Below are 17,188 nucleotides of genomic sequence, written 5' to 3'. Positions count from 1 at the left end.
TCAAGACGGATGGGACGCCCTTGCCCGCCCCGTGCGAGAGGCCGGGAAAGCCCCGGCCGCCAGCGGTCTAATTCAGCGCCGCGTCGGAAATCGCATGGGTCCAGGCGCCCTCGGGTTCCCTTGTGATGACCGGGTCCGAGCCGCCCGACAGCAGCGTCTCGACCGTGCGCCGATAGTCCTCGGGATCGAGCGCGCCGTTCGAGCCCGCGGTCAGCTTGGCGACCTCGCCCATCATCCGGATCTGGTGCTTTTCGGTCTGCGCCCCGGTCTCGTCATGATCAAGCACGATCATCGCGGCCTCTTCGGGATTGGCTTCGGCCCATTTCCACCCCTTCATCGAGGCCCGCACGAAGCGCGCCAGCTTGTCGACCTCGGCCGGATCGGCCAGCTTTTCCTCGAGCACGTAAAGCCCGTCTTCCAGGGTCGCGACGCCCTGATCCTCGTATTTGAAGGTGATCAGCTCGTCGGGCGCGATCCCCGCATCGAGCACCTGCCAATATTCGTTATAGGTCATGGTCGAGATGCAGTCGGCCTGCTTCTGCAGCAGCGGATCGACGTTGAAGCCCTGTTTCAGCACGGTCACACCGCCCTCGGAGCCATCGGTCGGAATGCCCAGATGCGCCATCCAGCTGAGGAAGGGATATTCATTGCCGAAGAACCAGACGCCCAGCGTGCGGCCCGGGAAATCCGCTGGGCTGGCAACGCCGGTTTCCTTGAGGCAGGTCAGCATCATGCCAGAGGACTTGTAGGGCTGGGCGATGTTGACGATGGGCAGCCCCTTCTCGCGCGCGGCCAGCGCCGAGGGCATCCAGTCGATCATCACATCGGCACCGCCGCCCGCGATGACCTGGCTTGGCGCGATGTCGGGTCCGCCGGGCTTGATCGTCACGTCGAGGTCTTCCTCGTCGTAAAAGCCCTTGTCGAGCGCGACGTAATAGCCCGCGAACTGGGCCTGGGTCACCCATTTGAGCTGAAGCGTGACCTCGTCGGCGGCCTCTGCCGCCCCGGTCCCTAGAAGAAGCGCGGCCAGCGCCCCTGTCAGTTTCACGTCCATCCTTACCTCCTGTCGGGTCATTCGACCTTTGTGTTTGTCAAAGGCCCCGCTGCGACGGGTGCCAGAAGGTGACGGCGCGTTCGCACGCCGCCACCGCGCCGTAAAAGGCCGAGCCGACCAGGGCCGCCACGGCGATCTCGGCCCAGACCATGTCGAGCGCGAGCCGCCCGACCTCGGTCGAGATCCGGAAGCCCATGCCCCGGATCGGGCTGCCGAAGAACTCGGCCACGATGGCCCCGATCAGGGCCAGCGTGGTGGCGATCTTCAGCCCGTTGAAGATGAAGGGCATGGCTGCGGGCAGCCTGAGCCTTGTCAGCGTCTGCAGGTAGCTTGCGGACCAGGTCTTCATCAGATCGCGCTGCATGGCATCGGCGGCCGCCAGCCCCTGCAGCGTGTTGACCATGACCGGGAAGAAGACCATGGCCACCACCACCGCTGCCTTCGACTGCCAGTCGAAGCCGAACCACATCACGAGGATCGGCGCGGTGCCGATGATGGGCAGGGCTGCGATGAAATTGCCCACGGGCAGCAAGCACCGCTGCAGGAAGGGCGAGCGGTCGATGGCAATGGCAGTCAGCACGCCTGCGCCGCAGCCCAGCACATAGCCCGACAGCGCGCCCTTGACGAAGGTCTGGACGAAGTCGCCCCAGAGCACCGGCAGGCTGGTCGCGATCCGCGCGCCGATGGCCGAGGGCGGCGGCAGGATGACGGCGGGCAGATTCAGCCCGCGCACAAGCCCCTCCCAGACCACCAGCAGGGTCAGCCCGAAGAGGGCTGGCATCAGAAGACGCAGCCCGCGCGTGGCCCTGAGCCGCGCGAGCCGTACATTCACCACCCAGGCGACGGCCCAGAAGACAAACGCGCCGAAGACCCAGATCATCGCACCATCCCCATCCGTTTCAGCGTGATCCGCTGCACAAGCCCCACCAGCCCGACCAGCAGAGCGGCAAGGATCGCGGCCGCGAAAAGCGCGCTCCAGATCTGCACGGTCTGGCCGTAATAGCTGCCCGCCAGAAGCCGCGCGCCAAGGCCCCGGATCGCGCCCGTCGGAAGTTCGCCAACGATGGCACCGACAAGGCTCGCCGCCATCGCGACCTTGAGCGAGGTGAAGAGATAGGGCATCGAGGCGGGCCAGCGCAGCTTCCAGAAGATCTGCCCCGCGCGCGCCCCCCAGGTCCTCATCAGGTCGAGATCCATCGCATCGGGGCTGCGCAGCCCCTTCACCATGCCAACCGCGACCGGGAAGAACGACAGATAGGCCGAGATGATGGCCTTGGGCAGCAGCCCGGTGATGCCGATGGAATTCAGCACCACGATGATCATCGGCGCGATGGCGAGGATGGGGATGGTCTGCGAGGCAATCGCCCAGGGCATCACGCTTCGGTCCATCGCGCGGTTATGAACGATCCCGACGGCCAGCAGGATGCCCGCGCCAGCACCGATGGCAAAGCCCAGAAGTGTGGCCGAGAGCGTGACCCAGCAGTGATAGATCAGGCTGCGCTTCGAGAAGGCCCGGCCCTCCAGCGCCATCGCCCCGGTCGTCTTCCAGAGCTCGGCCCCCACCTGATGCGGCGCGGGCAGCTTGGGGCGCTCCTGCCGCATCGTGTCCGAGACGATCTGGCCGAGCGTCAGCTCCTGTCCCGCGCGCGCCGCCTGATCGAGCGCCCAGCGTGCGTTCAGCGCCACCGCCGCCCCGTACCAGAGCGCGAGGATCGCCAGCACCACCGTCAGGATCGGCAGGACATTACGCATCGCGCCGCCCCTTGCGGGCCAGCCGCCGCGCCAGAAGATGCATGCCCCAGAGCAAGGGCGCCAGGATCAGAAGAAACAAACCCCACCCTAGCACCGGCACCGCCATCACCGAGGGCAGGAAGACCCAGACCAGCAGGACCGCCAGCCACAGCCCGGCCAGCCCCGCCCCCGTCAGACGCTGTTTCCTAGTCATAGGCATGCCCCGCGCGCAGCCCCTCGCGGACGCGATGGGCGATTTCCAGGAATTCCGGCGTGTCGCGGATGTCGAGCGGACGCTCCTTCGGCAGCGGGCTGTCGATCACATCGGCGATCCGCCCCGGGCGCGGGCTCATCACCACGATCCTGGTGGACAGGTAAACCGCCTCGGGGATCGAATGGGTAACGAACAGGCAGGTCTTGCCGGTCCGCGCCCACAGCGCCAGAAGCTGTTCGTTCAGATGGTCTCGCACGATCTCGTCCAGCGCGCCGAAGGGTTCGTCCATCAGCAGGATATCGGCATCGAAGGCCAGCGCGCGGGCTATGCTGGCGCGCTGCTGCATGCCCCCCGAAAGCTGCCAGGGAAACTTGTTGCCGAAGCCCGCCAGATCGACCAGCTCCAGCACCTTCTGCACCCGCGCCGCCCGTTCGGCCTTAGGATAGCCCATGATCTCGAGCGGCAGCCGGATGTTCCGGGCGATGGTCCGCCAGGGGTAAAGCCCGGCCGCCTGGAAGACATAGCCGTAGCTGCGCTCCATGCGGGCAGTGTCGGGGCTCACCCCGTTGACGCTCAGGCGGCCGCCGGTCGGATGTTCCAGCGCCGCCACGCAGCGCAGGAAGGTGGTCTTGCCGCAGCCCGAGGGGCCGATGAAACTGACGAACTCGCCGCGCCCGACATCGAGCGACACATCGCTCAGCGCCTGCACGGGTCCGTCTGCGGTCTGGAACACCAGATCCACGTTTTCCGCCTTGATGACCGGTGTCTTCACGTCACGTCCCTTGCCTGCGGGGCGCGCGCATATGCGGCCCCGCCCCTCACATCCGGGCGCGGGATCGACCCGCACCCGCCCTCTCGCAAAGGGGCGCCCGGCCCTCAGACGCCGCTGGCCGGGATGCCCGCCCGCTCGATCTTGCGGGGCGCGGTCAGCGCCTTCCAGGAGGACAGCGCCTTGTTGACCGGCCCGTTCGGCGGGCGACTGACGAACTCGCCCCAGCCCTCCTGCGGCGTCACCTCGTCATCGGCGACGGCGACGCGACCGCGGCTCAGCGTGTAGCGCGGCAGGCCCCTGACCTCCTTGCCCTCGAAGACGTTGTAATCGATGGCCGATTGCTGGGTCGCGGCGCTGATGGTCCTGGTCTTCTCGGGGTCCCAGACGACCAGATCGGCGTCCGAGCCGACCAGCACCGCGCCCTTCCGGGGATAGAGGTTCAGGATCTTGGCGATATTGGTCGAGGTCACCGCCACGAATTCCTCAGGCGTGATCCGCCCGGTGCCGACGCCATGGGTCCAGAGCATCGGCAGCCGGTCCTCGAGCCCGCCGGTCCCGTTCGGGATCTTCGTGAAATCGCCGACACCATAGCGTTTCTGATCGGTGGTAAAGGCGCAGTGATCGGTCGCGACGCAAGACAGCGAGCCCGAGGCAAGCCCCGCCCAAAGGCTGTCCTGATGCTTCTGGTTCCGGAAGGGCGGCGACATCACGCGCCGCGCTGCATGATCCCAGTCGGCGTTGAAATATTCGCTCTCGTCCAGCGTCAGATGCTGGATCAGCGGCTCGCCCCAGACCCGCTTGCCCTGCATCCGCGCGCGCCGGATCGCCTCATGGCTCTCCTCGCAGGAGACATGCACCACGTAAAGCGGCACGCCCGCCATGTCGGCGATCATGATCGCGCGGTTGGTGGCCTCGCCCTCGACCTGGGGCGGGCGCGAATAGGCATGGGCCTCGGGGCCGGTATTGCCCTCGGCCAGAAGCTTGGCTGCCAGCTCGGCCACGACATCGCCATTCTCGGCATGGACCAGCGGAATGGCCCCCAGCTCGGCGCAGCGGCGGAACGAGGCGAACATCTCGTCGTCATTCACCATCAGCGAGCCCTTGTAGGCCATGAAATGCTTGAAGCTGGTGATGCCGCGCTCTTTCACCACCGTCTCCATCTCGTCGAAGACCTGCCTGTCCCACCAGGTGATCGCCATGTGGAAGGAATAGTCGCAATGCGCCCGGGTCGACTTGTTGTCCCACATCTTCAGCGCATCGAGCAGCCCCTGACCCGGCGAGGGCAGCGCGAAATCGACCACCATCGTGGTGCCGCCCGCCAGCGCCGCGCGGGTGCCGGATTCGAAATCATCCGAGGAATAGGTGCCCATGAAGGGCATCTCGAGATGGGTATGCGGGTCGATCCCGCCCGGCATCACATAGCAGCCGGTGGCGTCCAGAACCTCGTCGCCCGAAAGACCGGGGCCGATGTCGGCGATCTTCCCGCCCTCGATCAGCACATCCGCCTCATAGCTCAGATCGGCGGTCACAATGGTGCCGTTCCTGATAACCGTGCTCATGTCTTTCTCCCTGCGTCTAGCTTTTCTCTGGCGCTTTCAGGTGATTGATCTCCACCTCGTTGCGCACAGATCGTCTGTCCGCCTCTTGGCTTTGCCGGAACGAGAGCCAGGCAATCAGCAAACCGGCTGCCGCAAAGCCGATTCCCAGTCTTGTCATCCACTTCTCTTCGTTCCGGGCCTTCTGTTCTACGGCATACCGGTCTTCGAGAACGGCACGATCCAGCAGTCGGCTTGCCTGGATTTCCGAAAGCGTTCCACAAACGTGATTTTCGCAAAGGGTGCCCAATATCTGCTGATCCATGAGGGCCTGCAAACTCGAAGCTTCGAAGCTCTTTCGAAGGCTCTTCGCTTCTTCCTCTATGCTCTCCGGATACCCGCACCCTCCACAACCGTCGCCTCCAGCACTACCAAACTCACCGCCATAATCTGAACCACCGCCCCCCCAGCCGAACACCGTGCTTGGCAAAGCACAGATTAAGCCTACGGCAAGAAACCTTCCCGCCGTATTCACTCGACGATCCCCGCCGTTTCCAGCACCGCATGGCACAGCACATCGGCCCCGGCCGCGGCCCAGTCCTTCGAGATCTCCTCGGCCTCGTTATGCGAGAGTCCGCCGACGCAGGGGCACATGATCATCGTGGTGGGCGCGACCCTGGCGGCCCAGCAGGCATCGTGTCCCGCCCCCGAGACGAGATCCATATGCGAATAGCCGAGCTTCCCGGCCGCGCTCCGGACCGCGCTCACCAGATCGGGGGTGAAGGTCACGGGGTCGAAATGGCCCACCGGCTCGACCGAACAACCGACGCCCAGATCCTCGCAGATCGCCGCCGCGCGGGTCTCGATCTCGGCCCGCATCCGGTCGAGCTTGGCCTGATCGGGGGTGCGGATATCGACGGTGAAGACCACGCTCCCGGGAAGCACGTTGCGCGAATTGGGCGAGAACTGCATCTGGCCCACGCCGCCCACGGCATTGGGCTGGGCCGCCATCGCGACCTCCTGCACCATCTCTAAGATGCGCGCCGCCGCCAGCCCCGCATTCACCCGCATCGCCATCGGCGTCGAGCCGGTATGCGCCTCACGGCCGGTCAGGGTGAATTCCAGCCACCACAGCCCCTGGCAATGGGTGACGACCCCGATCTCCTTGCCCTCGGCCTCGAGGATCGGGCCCTGCTCGATATGCAGTTCGTAATAGGCATGCATCTTGCGCGCGCCGACCTCTTCCTCGCCCTTCCAGCCGATCCGGGCCAGCTCGTCACCATAGCGGAGCCCCTCGAGATCCTCGCGCGCATAGGCATAGTCGAGCGTATGAACGCCCGCGAAGACGCCCGAGGCCAGCATGGCGGGGGCAAAGCGCGCGCCCTCTTCATTGGCCCAGTTGGTCACGACGATGGGATGCTTCGTGCGGATCCCCAGATCGTTCATCGTGCGCACCGCCTCGAGCGCGCCCAGAACCCCCAGCACCCCGTCATATTTCCCGCCCGTGGGCTGGGTGTCGAGATGGCTGCCGACATAGACCGGCAGCGCATCCGGATCCTCGCCCGCGCGGGTCGCGAACATCGTGCCCATCCGGTCGACACCCATCGTCAGCCCGGCCTCGTCGCACCAGCTCTGGAACAGCGCGCGGCCCTCGGCATCGGCATCGGTCAGGGTCTGGCGGTTGTTGCCGCCCGCAACGCCGGGGCCGATCTTGGCCATTTCCATCAGGCTGTCCCAGAGCCGGTCGCGATTGATGCGCAGATTCTCTCCCGGGGTTGTCATCGTCTTACCTCACCTGTGTTTTCTTGTTTGCCGTCAGGGCCGCAGACGCACCCCCACCCCGCTGCGCGCCTCTGCGGCACCGGGAACAATGTCACTCGACCCTCCGGCGGATACGGTTGGGCCTCCCGCACAGGCGGGACGGCCCATGATCCTGCCGGACAGCCGCCCGGCTCTCACGCATCTCCACGAAAGCGCGTGATCCGCGGACTTCCGAAAGGCCCCGGTGACGGGATGCCCGGCCTTCCGGCCCTTGCAGACAGGCCCGGGACCGGCCCCGCGTCCGAGCACGCCCTCCCCTGATCGCCCCGGGGCCGGGACGGTCGGGGCCGTATCTGCGCCCGCCGGACCGCTCCGGCGGGCGGGCTGGTGAAAAAGCTCAGTCCAGCGCCTTGAGGACATCGGTGAGCTTGCCGAAGAGTTCGTCGATTTGCGCCTTGTTGATCATCAGCGGCGGCGACATCGCGATGATATCGCCGGTGGTCCGGATCATCAGGTCCTTCTCGAAGGCATCGAGGAAGGCCGTGAAGGCCCGCTTGGTCGGTTCGCCCGCGATCGGCTCTAGCTCGACCGCGCCGACCAGACCCATGTTGCGGATGTCGATCACATGCGGCAGCCCCTTCAAGGAATGCAGCGCCTCTTCCCAATAGGGCGCGAGGGCGGCGGCATTCTCGAACAGCCCCTCCTCGCGATAGATCCCGAGCGTCGCGAGCCCCGCGGCCGCGGCAATCGGGTTGCCGGAATAGGTATAGCCGTGGAAGAATTCGATGAGATGGTCGGGCCCTTGCATGAAGGCGTCATGCACCGCGGCCGTGGTCAGGACCGCGCCCATCGGGATTACCCCGTTGGTCAGGCCCTTCGCGGTGGTCATCAGATCGGGAAGCACCCCGAAATGCTCGGCCGCGAAGGACGAGCCCAGCCGCCCGAAGCCGGTGATGACCTCGTCGAAGATCAGGAGAATGCCGTGCTTCTTGGTGATCTCGCGCAGCCGTTCCAGATAGCCCCTGGGCGGCAGCAGCACGCCGGTCGAGCCCGACATCGGCTCGACGATGACCGCGGCGATGGTATCGGCGCCATGGAGCGCGATCAGCCGTTCCAGATCCTCGGCCAGATGGGCGCCATGCTCGGGCTGGCCGCGGGTGAAGGCGTTCTGCTCGGGCAGATGGGTATGGGGCAGATGGTCGACCCCGGTCAGGAGCGTGCCGAACATCTTGCGGTTGGGACCGATGCCACCGACCGAGATGCCGCCGAAATTCACCCCGTGATAGCCGCGCTCGCGCCCGATCAGCCGGGTGCGGGAGCCCTCGCCCCGCGCCCGGTGATAGGCGAGGGCGATCTTCAGCGCGGTCTCGACGGATTCGGAGCCGGAATTGGTGAAGAAGACATGCTCCATCCCCTCGGGCGCCATGTCGCGCAGCGCGCTGGCAAGCTCGAAGGCCCTGGGATGGCCCATCTGGAAGGCGGGCGCATAATCGAGCTCGGCCGCCTGCTTGGCGACCGCCTCGGTGATCTGCGGCCGGCAATGGCCGGCATTGCAGCACCAAAGCCCCGCCGTGCCATCCAGCACCTGGCGGCCATCCGCGGTGCGGTAATACATGCCCTCCGCACCCACCAGCATCCGTGGCGCCGCCTTGAACTGCCGGTTCGCGGTGAACGGCATCCAGAAGGCCGAAAGGTCATTGGGACCGGAATTACGATCGAGCGCCATGGGAGCCTCCCCCTGATTTCCACCCTCCGCCTGCGCAAAGGCGAAAGATCCAAAACAATTGACCAAACGGTCAGGAGCACGCTAGCAGAGGTCGAAGACCAGTCAACATAACGGTCCCGGCTCCGGCCCGGGTCGATTTCCGGGTGTCTGACCGAATGGCGGTTTCTGCCATCAGATGATGGGATTTTGCGCAATCGATGGAAAGTGAAATTCACCGACGCGTCCATTTCCGGAGCCCCGCATGACACCTTCGCCGCCCCGCACCCGCATTCAGCGCCGGAATCGCGAGACCATCCTCGAGGCCGCGCTGGACGTCTTCTCGAAACAGGGTTTCCGCGGCGCGACGCTCGACCAGATCGCCCGGAAGGCCGGGCTTTCGAAGCCGAACCTGCTTTACTACTTCCCCTCCAAGGAGGCGATGCACGAGGCGCTTCTGGCGGGCCTGCTGGACACCTGGCTGGCGCCGCTGCGCGCGCTCGATCCGGAGGGCGAGCCGCTGGACGAGCTTTTGGGATATGTCCGCCGCAAGCTGGTGATGAGCCGCGATTACCCGCGCGAAAGCCGGTTATTCGCCAATGAGATCCTGCAAGGCGCCGGGCATATCCGGCCGACCCTCGAAGGCGAGCTGAAAAGCCTTGTCGATCACAGCGCCGCAGTGATCGAGGGCTGGGCGCGCGCGGGCCGGATCGCGCCGGTAGACCCCTATCATCTGATCTTCTCGATCTGGGCGCTGACCCAGCATTACGCCGATTTCGACATTCAGGTGCGGGCCGTTCTGGGCGAGGGCAAGGACGATCCGTTCGATGGCGCCGAGCGCTATCTGACGACGCTGTTCCGCCGCCTGCTCACCCCCTGATCGCCCGCCTCCGTTCAGAAGTCGTTAACCTCGACACCAGAAATACGGAGCTTTCCTCTTCTCAACGCCGCCCTTTCGGTGCATATTTCTCGGTGGTGGTGGGGGCCTGAGCTGGAGCTTGGGTGACATGCAAATTATCGCTCCCATTTCGGTGGGTGGTGTGCACGATGTGGCGCCGACCACCGTCGCCCCTGCGGCGCCGACGGCGCCCGTTGCCGCTGCCCAATCCGGTGGCGGCGCAACCCAGACCCGCGCCGAGACCGGGCAACGCGGTCAGACGCCGATACGTCAGGAATTTCCCGCGCCCGATCCCGACCGCCCCGCTGGACCGCCGCCGGCCTTCGACACGACGCCGCTTCAACTCGAAGCCGAACGGCGCGTGAGCGAGGCTTCGGTCTTCTGGCGGGGTGAAGTGGTCACGGATACTGCCGAGCCGGCCCCGCGCCAGCTCGACATCGAAATCTGACCTACCCCAACCCCTGTTCCGCGGCGTTTTTCCGTCCGGGATTGTTGGGGTGGGTCGTCCAATTCCCGTAACTGGCGGGAACCTCCTTCCCCGTGCGCGGATCGACTTCGCCCGGGGAAAGTTCTCGCATGTCGATACAGCCCTCCACCGGACAGACCTCCACACAGAGATTGCAGGCCACGCAGTCTTCGTCCCTGACCAGGAAGGACCGGTCCGCCGTCATCTCGATGGCCTGATGGCTGGTATCCTCGCAGGCCGCATAGCAGCGGCCGCATTTGATGCAGGTTTCGGGGTCGATCCGCGCCTTGGCGATGTAGTTGAGGTTCAGATACTGCCAGTCGGTCACATTGGGCACCGCCTTGCCGACGAAATCCTCCGGGCGCGCATGGCCCTTGCGGTCCATCCAGTCCGACAGCCCCGAGATCATCTCCTGCACGATCCGGAACCCGTAGGTCATCGCCGCGGTGCAGACCTGCACATTGCCCGCCCCCAGCGCCATGAACTCGGCCGCATCCTTCCAGGTCGTCACGCCGCCGATGCCGGAAATCGGCAGGCCCCGGGTCGCCGGATCGCGGGCGATCTCGGCCACCATGTTCAGCGCGATGGGCTTCACGGCCGGGCCGCAATAGCCGCCATGGGTGCCCTTGCCGTCGATGGTCGGCTCGGGCGCCATCAGGTCCAGATCGACCGAGGTGATCGAGTTGATGGTGTTGATCAGGCTGACCGCATCGGCCCCGCCCTTGTGGGCGGCGCGGCTGGCCAGACGGATATCGGTGATGTTGGGCGTCAGCTTCACGATCACCGGCATCCGGGTGTTCCGCTTGCACCAGCGGGTGACCATTTCGACATAATCGGGCACCTGCCCCACCGCAGCCCCCATGCCGCGTTCGCTCATCCCGTGCGGACAGCCGAAATTCAGCTCGACCCCGTCGGCGCCGGTCTCCTCGACCCGGGCGAGAATGCGCTTCCAGGCCTCCTCCTCGCAGGGCACCATCAGCGAGACGACCAGCGCCCGGTCGGGATAGTCGCGCTTGACCGTCGCGATCTCGCGCAGGTTCACCTCGAGCGGCCGGTCGGTGATCAGCTCGATATTGTTCAGCCCCAGAAGCCGCCGGTCGGCGCCGTAGATCGCGCCATAGCGGGGACCGTTGACATTGACGACCGGCGCGCCGTCCTCGCCCAGCGTCTTCCAGACCACGCCGCCCCATCCGGCCTGAAAGGCGCGGCGGACATTGTATTCCTTGTCGGTCGGCGGCGCCGAGGCCAGCCAGAACGGGTTCGGGCTTTTGATGCCCACGAAATCGCAGGAAAGATCGGCCATGGATCAGCCCTCCGCCAAAGCTGCGGCTGCACCGCCGGCATTGCCCAGCCGGTCGTTCGCAGCCTGTCGAACATCATCTCCGAAGGCCTCGGGATGACGAAGAACAACCGCTTCGAAAAGAAGCTCGGGGTGACCTCGGTCAATCAACATCTGGAATCCCTCCGATGGGGTCGCTCTCAAGACCAGATCCATGACCGTCTTGACTTCTCCGTCCTTGGAAATCTTCTGCCTTGTCCTGGAAAGACGGACGGTCGTCCCCCTCTCGGCCTTCAGCATCTCTTCAAGCGCATGAATGGAACGCCACACATCATGCTCGACCGTCCCGCGACGCGCCGATGGCAATATCTCGCAAAGCCTTCGAAACGCGGCCTGTTCGACGGCAACGGCCCCCAACCGCCCGGCATTGTCGATGAACCTCCTGAGCTTCTCGGGGTCGTCAAGAATGGCAATTCTCTCCAGGGCAGCCTTTTCCCTGGCTGAAGGATCGGCCATGGATCAGCCCTCCGCCATCAGCTTTGCGTGAATGTCCTCGGCGGCATCGCGCCCCTCGGCCACCGCCGTCACCGTCAGATCGTCGCCGCCCGAAGCGCAGTCGCCCCCGGCCCAGACCCCGGCAAGCGAAGTCCGCCCCGGCCCGGTCACCGCGATCTTGCGGCCGGCAAGGGCGATCCCCTCGGGCGCGCCCTCGAGCTTCTGCCCGATGGCCTTGAAGACCTGATCGGCCCGAAGCCGGAAGGTCTCGTCGGTCAGCTCCAGCCCGGTTCCGGTCTCGCGGGTATAGGCGAATTCCACCGCCTCGACCGCGCCCTCGCCCAGCAGGCGCAGGGGTGCCGCGCCGGTCACGATCCGCACGCCCTTGGAACTGGCCAGATGCTGCTCTTCCTCCGAGGCGCCCATCGCGGCACGGCCGCGGCGGTAGACCATGGTGACGGTATCGGCCCCCAGAAGCTTCGACTGCACCGCCGCGTCGACCGCCGTCATGCCGCCGCCAATCACCACCACATGGCGCCCGACCGGAATGGAGGACAGATCCCCCGTCTGGCGCAGACGGGCGATGAAATCGACCGCATCCACCACCTGCGCCTTCTCCTCGCCCTCGGCGCGCAGCGCGTTGACACCGCCAAGCCCGATGGCAAGGAACACCGCGTCATGCCCGGCGCGCAGCTCGTCCAGCGTGATGTCACGCCCCAGCGCCTTGCCATTGGTCACCGCGATGCCGCCGATCCGCAGCAGCCAGGCCACCTCGGCCTGGGCATAATCGTCGACAGTCTTGTAGGCAGCGATGCCATATTCACTGAGCCCGCCCGCCTTGGGCCGTGCGTCGAATAGCTGCACCTCATGCCCCTTCATCGCCAGCCGGTGGGCGCAGGCCAGCCCCGCGGGCCCGGCCCCCACCACCGCGATGCGCCGCCCGGTCGGCGCCGCGCGAGGAAAGGGGTGGCCCTCGCGCGCCATCAGCCTGTCGGTGGCAAAGCGCTGCAGCCGGCCGATCTCGACCGGGCTGGCCTCGGCCACCATCCGCACGCAGGCCTCTTCGCAAAGCTGTTCGGTCGGACAGACCCGGGCACACATGCCGCCCAGGATGTTCTGCTGAAAGATCGTCCGTGCCGCTGCGGCGGGCGCACCGGTCGCGATCTCGCGGATGAAAAGCGGAATGTCGATGGCCGTCGGACAGGCCTCGACACAGGGCGCATCATGACAGAAATAACAGCGATCCGCCGCCACCGCGGCCTCGTGGTCACTCAGCGGCGGCGCCTTGTCGGCAAAGTTCCGGGTATAGTCTTCTGGCTGCAGACGCCCGGGAACCACGCCCGGGCTGAGTGGCGAATTGGCCATTCCGGCTCTCCCTGACCTCGTCTCCCGGCAAGCCTGCCACATGGTCTGATTTGATCAAAAGATAAATTTTCTCGCCTGCCGCTTTGCCGCAGATACGGGCCGTTCCGGGGCGCCTTCGCCCAGGGAAAGGGCACGTGTCGAAGAGCGTCATGCGAGAGCGCACGCGAAGCGGCACCATCCCGGCCGCCGCACGCCCGGGCATTGTCGGAACCTGCGGCATCTTTGACGGCCCGCCAGCCCCCGGCCCGGGCGCACCGCGAAAACCGGCCGCACCGCCTTTCCATGGGGGTTCCCCTCGCGTATAAGCGCCTCAATTCTCTTACCGCGGCCCTACGCTCCGGCGCGGGGCCGCGTGACCGATCGAGGACAGGCATGACCAAGACTTCCCACGAGGCGGATGTCGCCTTCATCCAGGCGCTGGCCGAGCTTCTGCGCGAACACGACCTGACCGAATTGCAGGTCAAGCGCGAATACGGCGAGGACGACTCGCTGGACGTGCGGGTATCGCGCTCGCAGCCGGCCCCCGTCGTCGCACAGGCGCCGACGATGCAGATGCCCGCCTATGCCCCGGCCCCCGCCGCGGCAGCGCCCGGCACCACCGTCGAAGTCAGCGCAGAGGATCCCGCCCAGCACCCTGGCGCCGTGACCTCGCCGATGGTCGGCACCGCCTATCTGCAGCCAGAGCCCGGCTCGGACGCCTTCGTCAAGGTCGGCGACAGCGTGACCGAGGGCCAGACGCTTCTGATCGTCGAGGCCATGAAGACGATGAACCACATCCCCGCCCCGCGCGCCGGGACCGTCAAGCGCATCCTCGTCGAGGATGCCTCGCCGGTCGAATACGGCACGCCTCTGATGATCATCGAATAAGGCGCGGCGGATCATGTTCGACAAGATCCTCATCGCCAATCGCGGAGAGATCGCGCTTCGCGTGATCCGCGCCTGCCGCGAAATGGGCATCCATTCCGTCGCGGTCCATTCCACCGCCGATGCCGATGCCATGCATGTCCGGATGGCCGATGAAAGCGTCTGCATCGGCCCGCCTTCGGGCACCGAAAGCTATCTGTCGATCCCCTCGATCATCTCGGCCTGCGAGATCACCGGGGCCCAGGCGATCCATCCGGGCTACGGCTTCCTGTCCGAGAATGCCCGCTTCGTGCAGATCGTCGAGGATCACGGCCTGACCTTCATCGGTCCCTCGGCCGAGCATATCCGGATGATGGGCGACAAGATCACCGCCAAGGAGACCATGAAGGCGCTGGGGGTTCCCTGCGTGCCCGGTTCCGACGGCGGCGTGCCCGATCTCGAGACCGCGAAGACGGTTGCGGCCGAAATCGGCTATCCTGTCATCATCAAGGCCACCGCCGGCGGCGGCGGGCGCGGGATGAAGCTTGCCAAGACCGCCGCGGACCTGGAACAGGCCTTCCAGACCGCGCGGGCCGAGGCCAAATCGGCCTTCGGCAATGACGAGGTCTATATCGAGAAATATCTCGGCCGGCCCCGCCATATCGAGATCCAGGTCTTCGGCGACGGCAAGGGCAATGCCGTCCATCTGGGCGAACGCGACTGCTCGCTGCAGCGCCGTCACCAGAAGGTTCTCGAAGAAGCCCCAGGCCCCGTCATCGACCCCGAGACCCGCGCCCGCATCGGCAAGGTCTGCGCCGACGCGGTGGCCCGGATCGGCTATTCCGGCGCCGGAACAATCGAATTCCTCTATGAGGATGGCGAGTTCTACTTCATCGAGATGAACACCCGTCTTCAGGTCGAGCATCCGGTGACCGAGGCCATCTTCGGCGTCGATCTCGTGCGCGAACAGATCCGGGTGGCCGAGGGCCTGCCGCTCTCGTTCACGCAGGACGAGCTTCAGCTGAACGGTCATGCCATCGAGGTCCGGATCAATGCCGAGCGGCTGCCGAATTTCGCGCCCTGCCCCGGCAAGATCAGCGCCTATCACGCCCCGGGCGGCCTTGGTGTCCGGATGGATTCGGCCCTTTACGACGGCTATTCCATCCCGCCCTATTACGACAGCCTGATCGGCAAGCTGATCGTGCGTGGCCGCGACCGGAACGAGGCTCTGGCGCGGCTGGACCGCGCGCTGGGCGAGCTGATCGTCGACGGGGTCGAGACCACCGCGCCGCTGTTCCGGGCGCTCCTGATGGAACCGGACATCCAGAGCGGCAATTACAATATCCATTGGCTGGAACGCTGGCTGGAGTCCGGGCCCGAGCTCTGACCGGCGCGCCCCCGGCCTGGGGAGCGATGATGGATGCCGACCGGCTCACGCCACTGACCCTGCTCAGGGCCTATGCCATGGGGATCTTCCCCATGGCCGAGTCGCGGCATGATCCGCGGATCTTCTGGGTCAATCCGCGCAAACGCGGCATCTTCCCGCTCGACGGCTTCCACATCTCGAAAAGCCTCGCCCGCACGATCCGCCGTGCCCGCTTCGCGATCCGGACCGATACCGCGTTCGAGCATGTCGTGGAATGCTGCGCCGACCGGCCAGAGACCTGGATCAATGCAGAGATCTTCCGGCTCTACCGCCAGCTCTTCGAGCTTGGCCATGCCCATTCGCTGGAAGTCTGGCAGGACGACATCCTGGTGGGCGGGGTCTACGGCATCGCGCTTGGCAGCGCCTTCTTCGGCGAAAGCATGTTCTCGCACCGCACCGACGCCTCGAAGGTGGCCCTGGCCTATCTGGTCGACCGACTCCGGATCGGCGGCTTCACGCTTTTCGACACCCAGTTCCTGACAGACCATCTGGCCAGCCTCGGCGCCGTGGAGATCGAGCGCGAGGACTATCTTTCACGGCTGGAGCGGGCGGTGAACCAGAACGCCACATTCGACCACGCAGGGCCGATCCCCGCGCCTCAGCTGCTTTTGCAGCGCAGCACCCAGACGTCGTAGCGGGCATTGTCGAGCGGGTTCAGGGCCGGGCTCGACGCGATCATCCAGCCCGAGAACAGGTGGCTGCCGCGGCTCGGATCGGAGATGTCGAGATGGGCGAAGGCGTCCGAGGCCGGGTTGTCGGCCGGAAAGCGGCATTCGTCCAGCGTCACCGTCAGCCGCCAGACCCGGCCGGTTTCGCCAGGGGCCAGCGTCAGATCGACCGTGTCGCCCGAGAGCTTGTCGAGCCCGCGCAGCACCGCGCCCCGAGGCGCCGTCTCGGTCACGGCCGCGGTCCGGGTCTCGGTCCGGGGGTCCTGCAACGCCAGCGGATCGGGCCGGGACACAAGCGGCAGCGGGCGGTCCGCCAGCGTCGTGTCGCCCAGCCCCAGCGCATCCATCATCTCTTCGGCGCGGGGCATCTCCTCAAGCGGCGCGACCGTCCAGCCATCCGGGGTCCAGCCCTCGGGGCTCCATTGCTGCTGCGCCAGAAGCGGGGTCGCGATCAGCGCCAGGGCCAGCGCCGCTCGGATCATTTCGGATCGTCTCCGCCATCCGTTCCGGCATCCGCGGCGCCCTTGTCGCCACCGCCGCCGACGAATTTCATCAGTAGCGAGATCAGCCCGACCGCCCCCTGGGTGTCGAGCACCTCGGCGCCCGGCTCGAGATTGAAGGGCGAGCCGCCCGGCACCAGCTCGAGGAAAGTGCCGCCCAGTAGCCCCTCGGAGCTGACCGACGCGGTGCTGTCATCGGGGATCTCGATGCCGTTGCGGACGGTGAAGCGAGTATCGGCGCGGAAGGTCTGCGGGTTGAGCTCGAGCCCGGTCACGGTGCCGACCTTGACCCCGGCCAGCCGGACGTCGGTACCGAGATTGACGCCCTCGGCAGACCGGAAGCTCGCGCTCAGCTCGTAATGCTGCTGGCCGGGACCGCCGATCATGCCGGTCGCATTCGAGGCATAGACGAAGAAGCCGGCAGCCAGGGCCAGCACGGCGGCGCCGGTGAGGATTTCGGTCGGACTGTTCTCTGCCAT

The 17,188-nt window shown here is 66.2% G+C and carries 19 protein-coding genes; 5 read left to right on the top strand and 14 right to left on the bottom strand.

Going from position 1 to position 17,188, the window contains the following annotated elements:
* Nucleotides 1–67: 67 nt before the first annotated feature.
* The 9 genes from B5V46_RS05285 to B5V46_RS05245 all read right to left on the bottom strand — a co-directional run bounded on the left by B5V46_RS05285 (nucleotide 68) and on the right by B5V46_RS05245 (nucleotide 8,793).
* The gene (locus B5V46_RS05285; RefSeq protein WP_080615624.1) at nucleotides 68–1,054 is read right to left on the bottom strand and encodes an ABC transporter substrate-binding protein; all 987 of its coding nucleotides are present in this window, start codon (nucleotides 1,052–1,054) and stop codon (nucleotides 68–70) included.
* A gap of 37 nt (nucleotides 1,055–1,091) precedes the next feature.
* On the bottom strand, nucleotides 1,092–1,934 hold the full coding sequence (locus B5V46_RS05280) for an ABC transporter permease (RefSeq protein WP_080615623.1): 843 nt from the start codon (nucleotides 1,932–1,934) through the stop codon (nucleotides 1,092–1,094).
* Nucleotides 1,931–2,806 (bottom strand): ABC transporter permease, encoded by an 876-nt coding sequence (locus B5V46_RS05275; protein ID WP_080615622.1) that lies wholly within the window; start codon nucleotides 2,804–2,806, stop codon nucleotides 1,931–1,933. Before B5V46_RS05275 ends, B5V46_RS05280 begins: the two co-directional genes overlap by 4 nt.
* Nucleotides 2,799–2,999, bottom strand: coding sequence for a hypothetical protein (locus tag B5V46_RS05270; protein ID WP_080615621.1), 201 nt, complete (start codon nucleotides 2,997–2,999; stop codon nucleotides 2,799–2,801). The genes B5V46_RS05275 and B5V46_RS05270 overlap by 8 nt, the downstream gene beginning before the upstream one ends.
* Nucleotides 2,992–3,771 (bottom strand): ABC transporter ATP-binding protein, encoded by a 780-nt coding sequence (locus B5V46_RS05265; RefSeq protein ID WP_196774353.1) that lies wholly within the window; start codon nucleotides 3,769–3,771, stop codon nucleotides 2,992–2,994. Before B5V46_RS05265 ends, B5V46_RS05270 begins: the two co-directional genes overlap by 8 nt.
* A gap of 104 nt (nucleotides 3,772–3,875) precedes the next feature.
* Complete coding sequence (hydA, locus tag B5V46_RS05260; protein WP_080615620.1) at nucleotides 3,876–5,330, bottom strand: dihydropyrimidinase; 1,455 nt, start codon at nucleotides 5,328–5,330, stop codon at nucleotides 3,876–3,878.
* A 16-nt stretch (nucleotides 5,331–5,346) separates the two neighbouring features.
* Nucleotides 5,347–5,784, bottom strand: a complete 438-nt coding sequence (locus B5V46_RS05255; RefSeq protein ID WP_155773954.1) for a hypothetical protein — start codon at nucleotides 5,782–5,784, stop codon at nucleotides 5,347–5,349.
* Nucleotides 5,785–5,837: 53 nt separating this feature from the next.
* On the bottom strand, nucleotides 5,838–7,088 hold the full coding sequence (locus B5V46_RS05250) for a Zn-dependent hydrolase (protein WP_080615618.1): 1,251 nt from the start codon (nucleotides 7,086–7,088) through the stop codon (nucleotides 5,838–5,840).
* Between the two features lie 376 nt (nucleotides 7,089–7,464).
* Complete coding sequence (locus B5V46_RS05245; protein WP_080615617.1) at nucleotides 7,465–8,793, bottom strand: aspartate aminotransferase family protein; 1,329 nt, start codon at nucleotides 8,791–8,793, stop codon at nucleotides 7,465–7,467.
* A gap of 241 nt (nucleotides 8,794–9,034) precedes the next feature.
* Between B5V46_RS05245 and B5V46_RS05240 the strand changes: the two genes are divergently transcribed.
* Together B5V46_RS05240 and B5V46_RS05235 are read left to right on the top strand one after the other, a co-directional pair.
* Nucleotides 9,035–9,649, top strand: coding sequence for a TetR family transcriptional regulator C-terminal domain-containing protein (locus B5V46_RS05240; protein WP_080615616.1), 615 nt, complete (start codon nucleotides 9,035–9,037; stop codon nucleotides 9,647–9,649).
* Between the two features lie 127 nt (nucleotides 9,650–9,776).
* Nucleotides 9,777–10,115 (top strand): hypothetical protein, encoded by a 339-nt coding sequence (locus tag B5V46_RS05235; RefSeq protein ID WP_080615615.1) that lies wholly within the window; start codon nucleotides 9,777–9,779, stop codon nucleotides 10,113–10,115.
* A gap of 1 nt (nucleotide 10,116) precedes the next feature.
* On the opposite strand, the gene preA is transcribed toward B5V46_RS05235, so the two are convergent.
* From preA to B5V46_RS05220, 3 genes are read right to left on the bottom strand one after another with little or no spacing between them, the layout of a single operon-like run.
* A complete protein-coding gene (gene preA, locus B5V46_RS05230) occupies nucleotides 10,117–11,436 on the bottom strand; it encodes an NAD-dependent dihydropyrimidine dehydrogenase subunit PreA (protein ID WP_080615614.1) in 1,320 nt (439 codons plus the stop codon).
* A 3-nt stretch (nucleotides 11,437–11,439) separates the two neighbouring features.
* On the bottom strand, nucleotides 11,440–11,928 hold the full coding sequence (locus tag B5V46_RS05225) for a hypothetical protein (RefSeq protein WP_080615613.1): 489 nt from the start codon (nucleotides 11,926–11,928) through the stop codon (nucleotides 11,440–11,442).
* 3 nt (nucleotides 11,929–11,931) lie between these two features.
* Nucleotides 11,932–13,272 carry an NAD(P)-dependent oxidoreductase gene (locus tag B5V46_RS05220; RefSeq protein WP_080615612.1) on the bottom strand — a complete coding sequence of 447 codons (1,341 nt, stop codon included), beginning with the start codon at nucleotides 13,270–13,272 and terminating at the stop codon, nucleotides 11,932–11,934.
* A gap of 372 nt (nucleotides 13,273–13,644) precedes the next feature.
* On the opposite strand from B5V46_RS05220, the gene accB reads away from it, so the two are divergent.
* From accB to aat, 3 genes are read left to right on the top strand one after another with little or no spacing between them, the layout of a single operon-like run.
* Nucleotides 13,645–14,139: an acetyl-CoA carboxylase biotin carboxyl carrier protein gene (accB, locus tag B5V46_RS05215; protein WP_080615611.1), complete on the top strand. Its 495-nt coding sequence runs from the start codon at nucleotides 13,645–13,647 to the stop codon at nucleotides 14,137–14,139.
* A gap of 13 nt (nucleotides 14,140–14,152) precedes the next feature.
* Nucleotides 14,153–15,502, top strand: a complete 1,350-nt coding sequence (gene accC / locus B5V46_RS05210; protein ID WP_080615610.1) for an acetyl-CoA carboxylase biotin carboxylase subunit — start codon at nucleotides 14,153–14,155, stop codon at nucleotides 15,500–15,502.
* A gap of 29 nt (nucleotides 15,503–15,531) precedes the next feature.
* Nucleotides 15,532–16,176, top strand: a complete 645-nt coding sequence (gene aat, locus B5V46_RS05205) for a leucyl/phenylalanyl-tRNA--protein transferase (protein ID WP_080615609.1) — start codon at nucleotides 15,532–15,534, stop codon at nucleotides 16,174–16,176.
* Here aat and B5V46_RS05200 read toward each other — a convergent pair.
* On the bottom strand, nucleotides 16,140–16,691 hold the full coding sequence (locus tag B5V46_RS05200; protein WP_231119240.1) for a DUF2155 domain-containing protein: 552 nt from the start codon (nucleotides 16,689–16,691) through the stop codon (nucleotides 16,140–16,142). The genes aat and B5V46_RS05200 overlap by 37 nt on opposite strands.
* Nucleotides 16,688–17,188 carry an outer membrane lipid asymmetry maintenance protein MlaD gene (mlaD, locus tag B5V46_RS05195; protein ID WP_080615608.1) on the bottom strand — a complete coding sequence of 167 codons (501 nt, stop codon included), beginning with the start codon at nucleotides 17,186–17,188 and terminating at the stop codon, nucleotides 16,688–16,690. The genes B5V46_RS05200 and mlaD overlap by 4 nt, the downstream gene beginning before the upstream one ends.

This window comes from Rhodovulum sp. MB263, assembly GCF_002073975.1.
GTDB lineage: Bacteria > Pseudomonadota > Alphaproteobacteria > Rhodobacterales > Rhodobacteraceae > Rhodovulum.
The sequence above is the reverse complement of the archived record's forward strand: the minus strand, read 5'-3'. Positions and strand labels throughout refer to the sequence as shown.

Bases quoted from the DNA above. Each gene is read 5' to 3' on its own strand.
- B5V46_RS05285 (WP_080615624.1), bottom strand. From the start codon at position 1,054: ATGGACGTGAAACTGACAGGGGCGCTGGCCGCGCTTCTTCTAGGGACC.
- B5V46_RS05280 (WP_080615623.1), bottom strand. From the start codon at position 1,934: ATGATCTGGGTCTTCGGCGCGTTTGTCTTCTGGGCCGTCGCCTGGGTG.
- B5V46_RS05275 (WP_080615622.1), bottom strand. From the start codon at position 2,806: ATGCGTAATGTCCTGCCGATCCTGACGGTGGTGCTGGCGATCCTCGCG.
- B5V46_RS05270 (WP_080615621.1), bottom strand. From the start codon at position 2,999: ATGACTAGGAAACAGCGTCTGACGGGGGCGGGGCTGGCCGGGCTGTGG.
- hydA (WP_080615620.1), bottom strand. From the start codon at position 5,330: ATGAGCACGGTTATCAGGAACGGCACCATTGTGACCGCCGATCTGAGC.
- B5V46_RS05250 (WP_080615618.1), bottom strand. From the start codon at position 7,088: ATGACAACCCCGGGAGAGAATCTGCGCATCAATCGCGACCGGCTCTGG.
- B5V46_RS05245 (WP_080615617.1), bottom strand. From the start codon at position 8,793: ATGGCGCTCGATCGTAATTCCGGTCCCAATGACCTTTCGGCCTTCTGG.
- B5V46_RS05240 (WP_080615616.1), top strand. From the start codon at position 9,035: ATGACACCTTCGCCGCCCCGCACCCGCATTCAGCGCCGGAATCGCGAG.
- B5V46_RS05235 (WP_080615615.1), top strand. From the start codon at position 9,777: ATGCAAATTATCGCTCCCATTTCGGTGGGTGGTGTGCACGATGTGGCG.
- preA (WP_080615614.1), bottom strand. From the start codon at position 11,436: ATGGCCGATCTTTCCTGCGATTTCGTGGGCATCAAAAGCCCGAACCCG.
- B5V46_RS05225 (WP_080615613.1), bottom strand. From the start codon at position 11,928: ATGGCCGATCCTTCAGCCAGGGAAAAGGCTGCCCTGGAGAGAATTGCC.
- B5V46_RS05220 (WP_080615612.1), bottom strand. From the start codon at position 13,272: ATGGCCAATTCGCCACTCAGCCCGGGCGTGGTTCCCGGGCGTCTGCAG.
- accB (WP_080615611.1), top strand. From the start codon at position 13,645: ATGACCAAGACTTCCCACGAGGCGGATGTCGCCTTCATCCAGGCGCTG.
- accC (WP_080615610.1), top strand. From the start codon at position 14,153: ATGTTCGACAAGATCCTCATCGCCAATCGCGGAGAGATCGCGCTTCGC.
- aat (WP_080615609.1), top strand. From the start codon at position 15,532: ATGGATGCCGACCGGCTCACGCCACTGACCCTGCTCAGGGCCTATGCC.
- B5V46_RS05200 (WP_231119240.1), bottom strand. From the start codon at position 16,691: ATGATCCGAGCGGCGCTGGCCCTGGCGCTGATCGCGACCCCGCTTCTG.
- mlaD (WP_080615608.1), bottom strand. From the start codon at position 17,188: ATGGCAGAGAACAGTCCGACCGAAATCCTCACCGGCGCCGCCGTGCTG.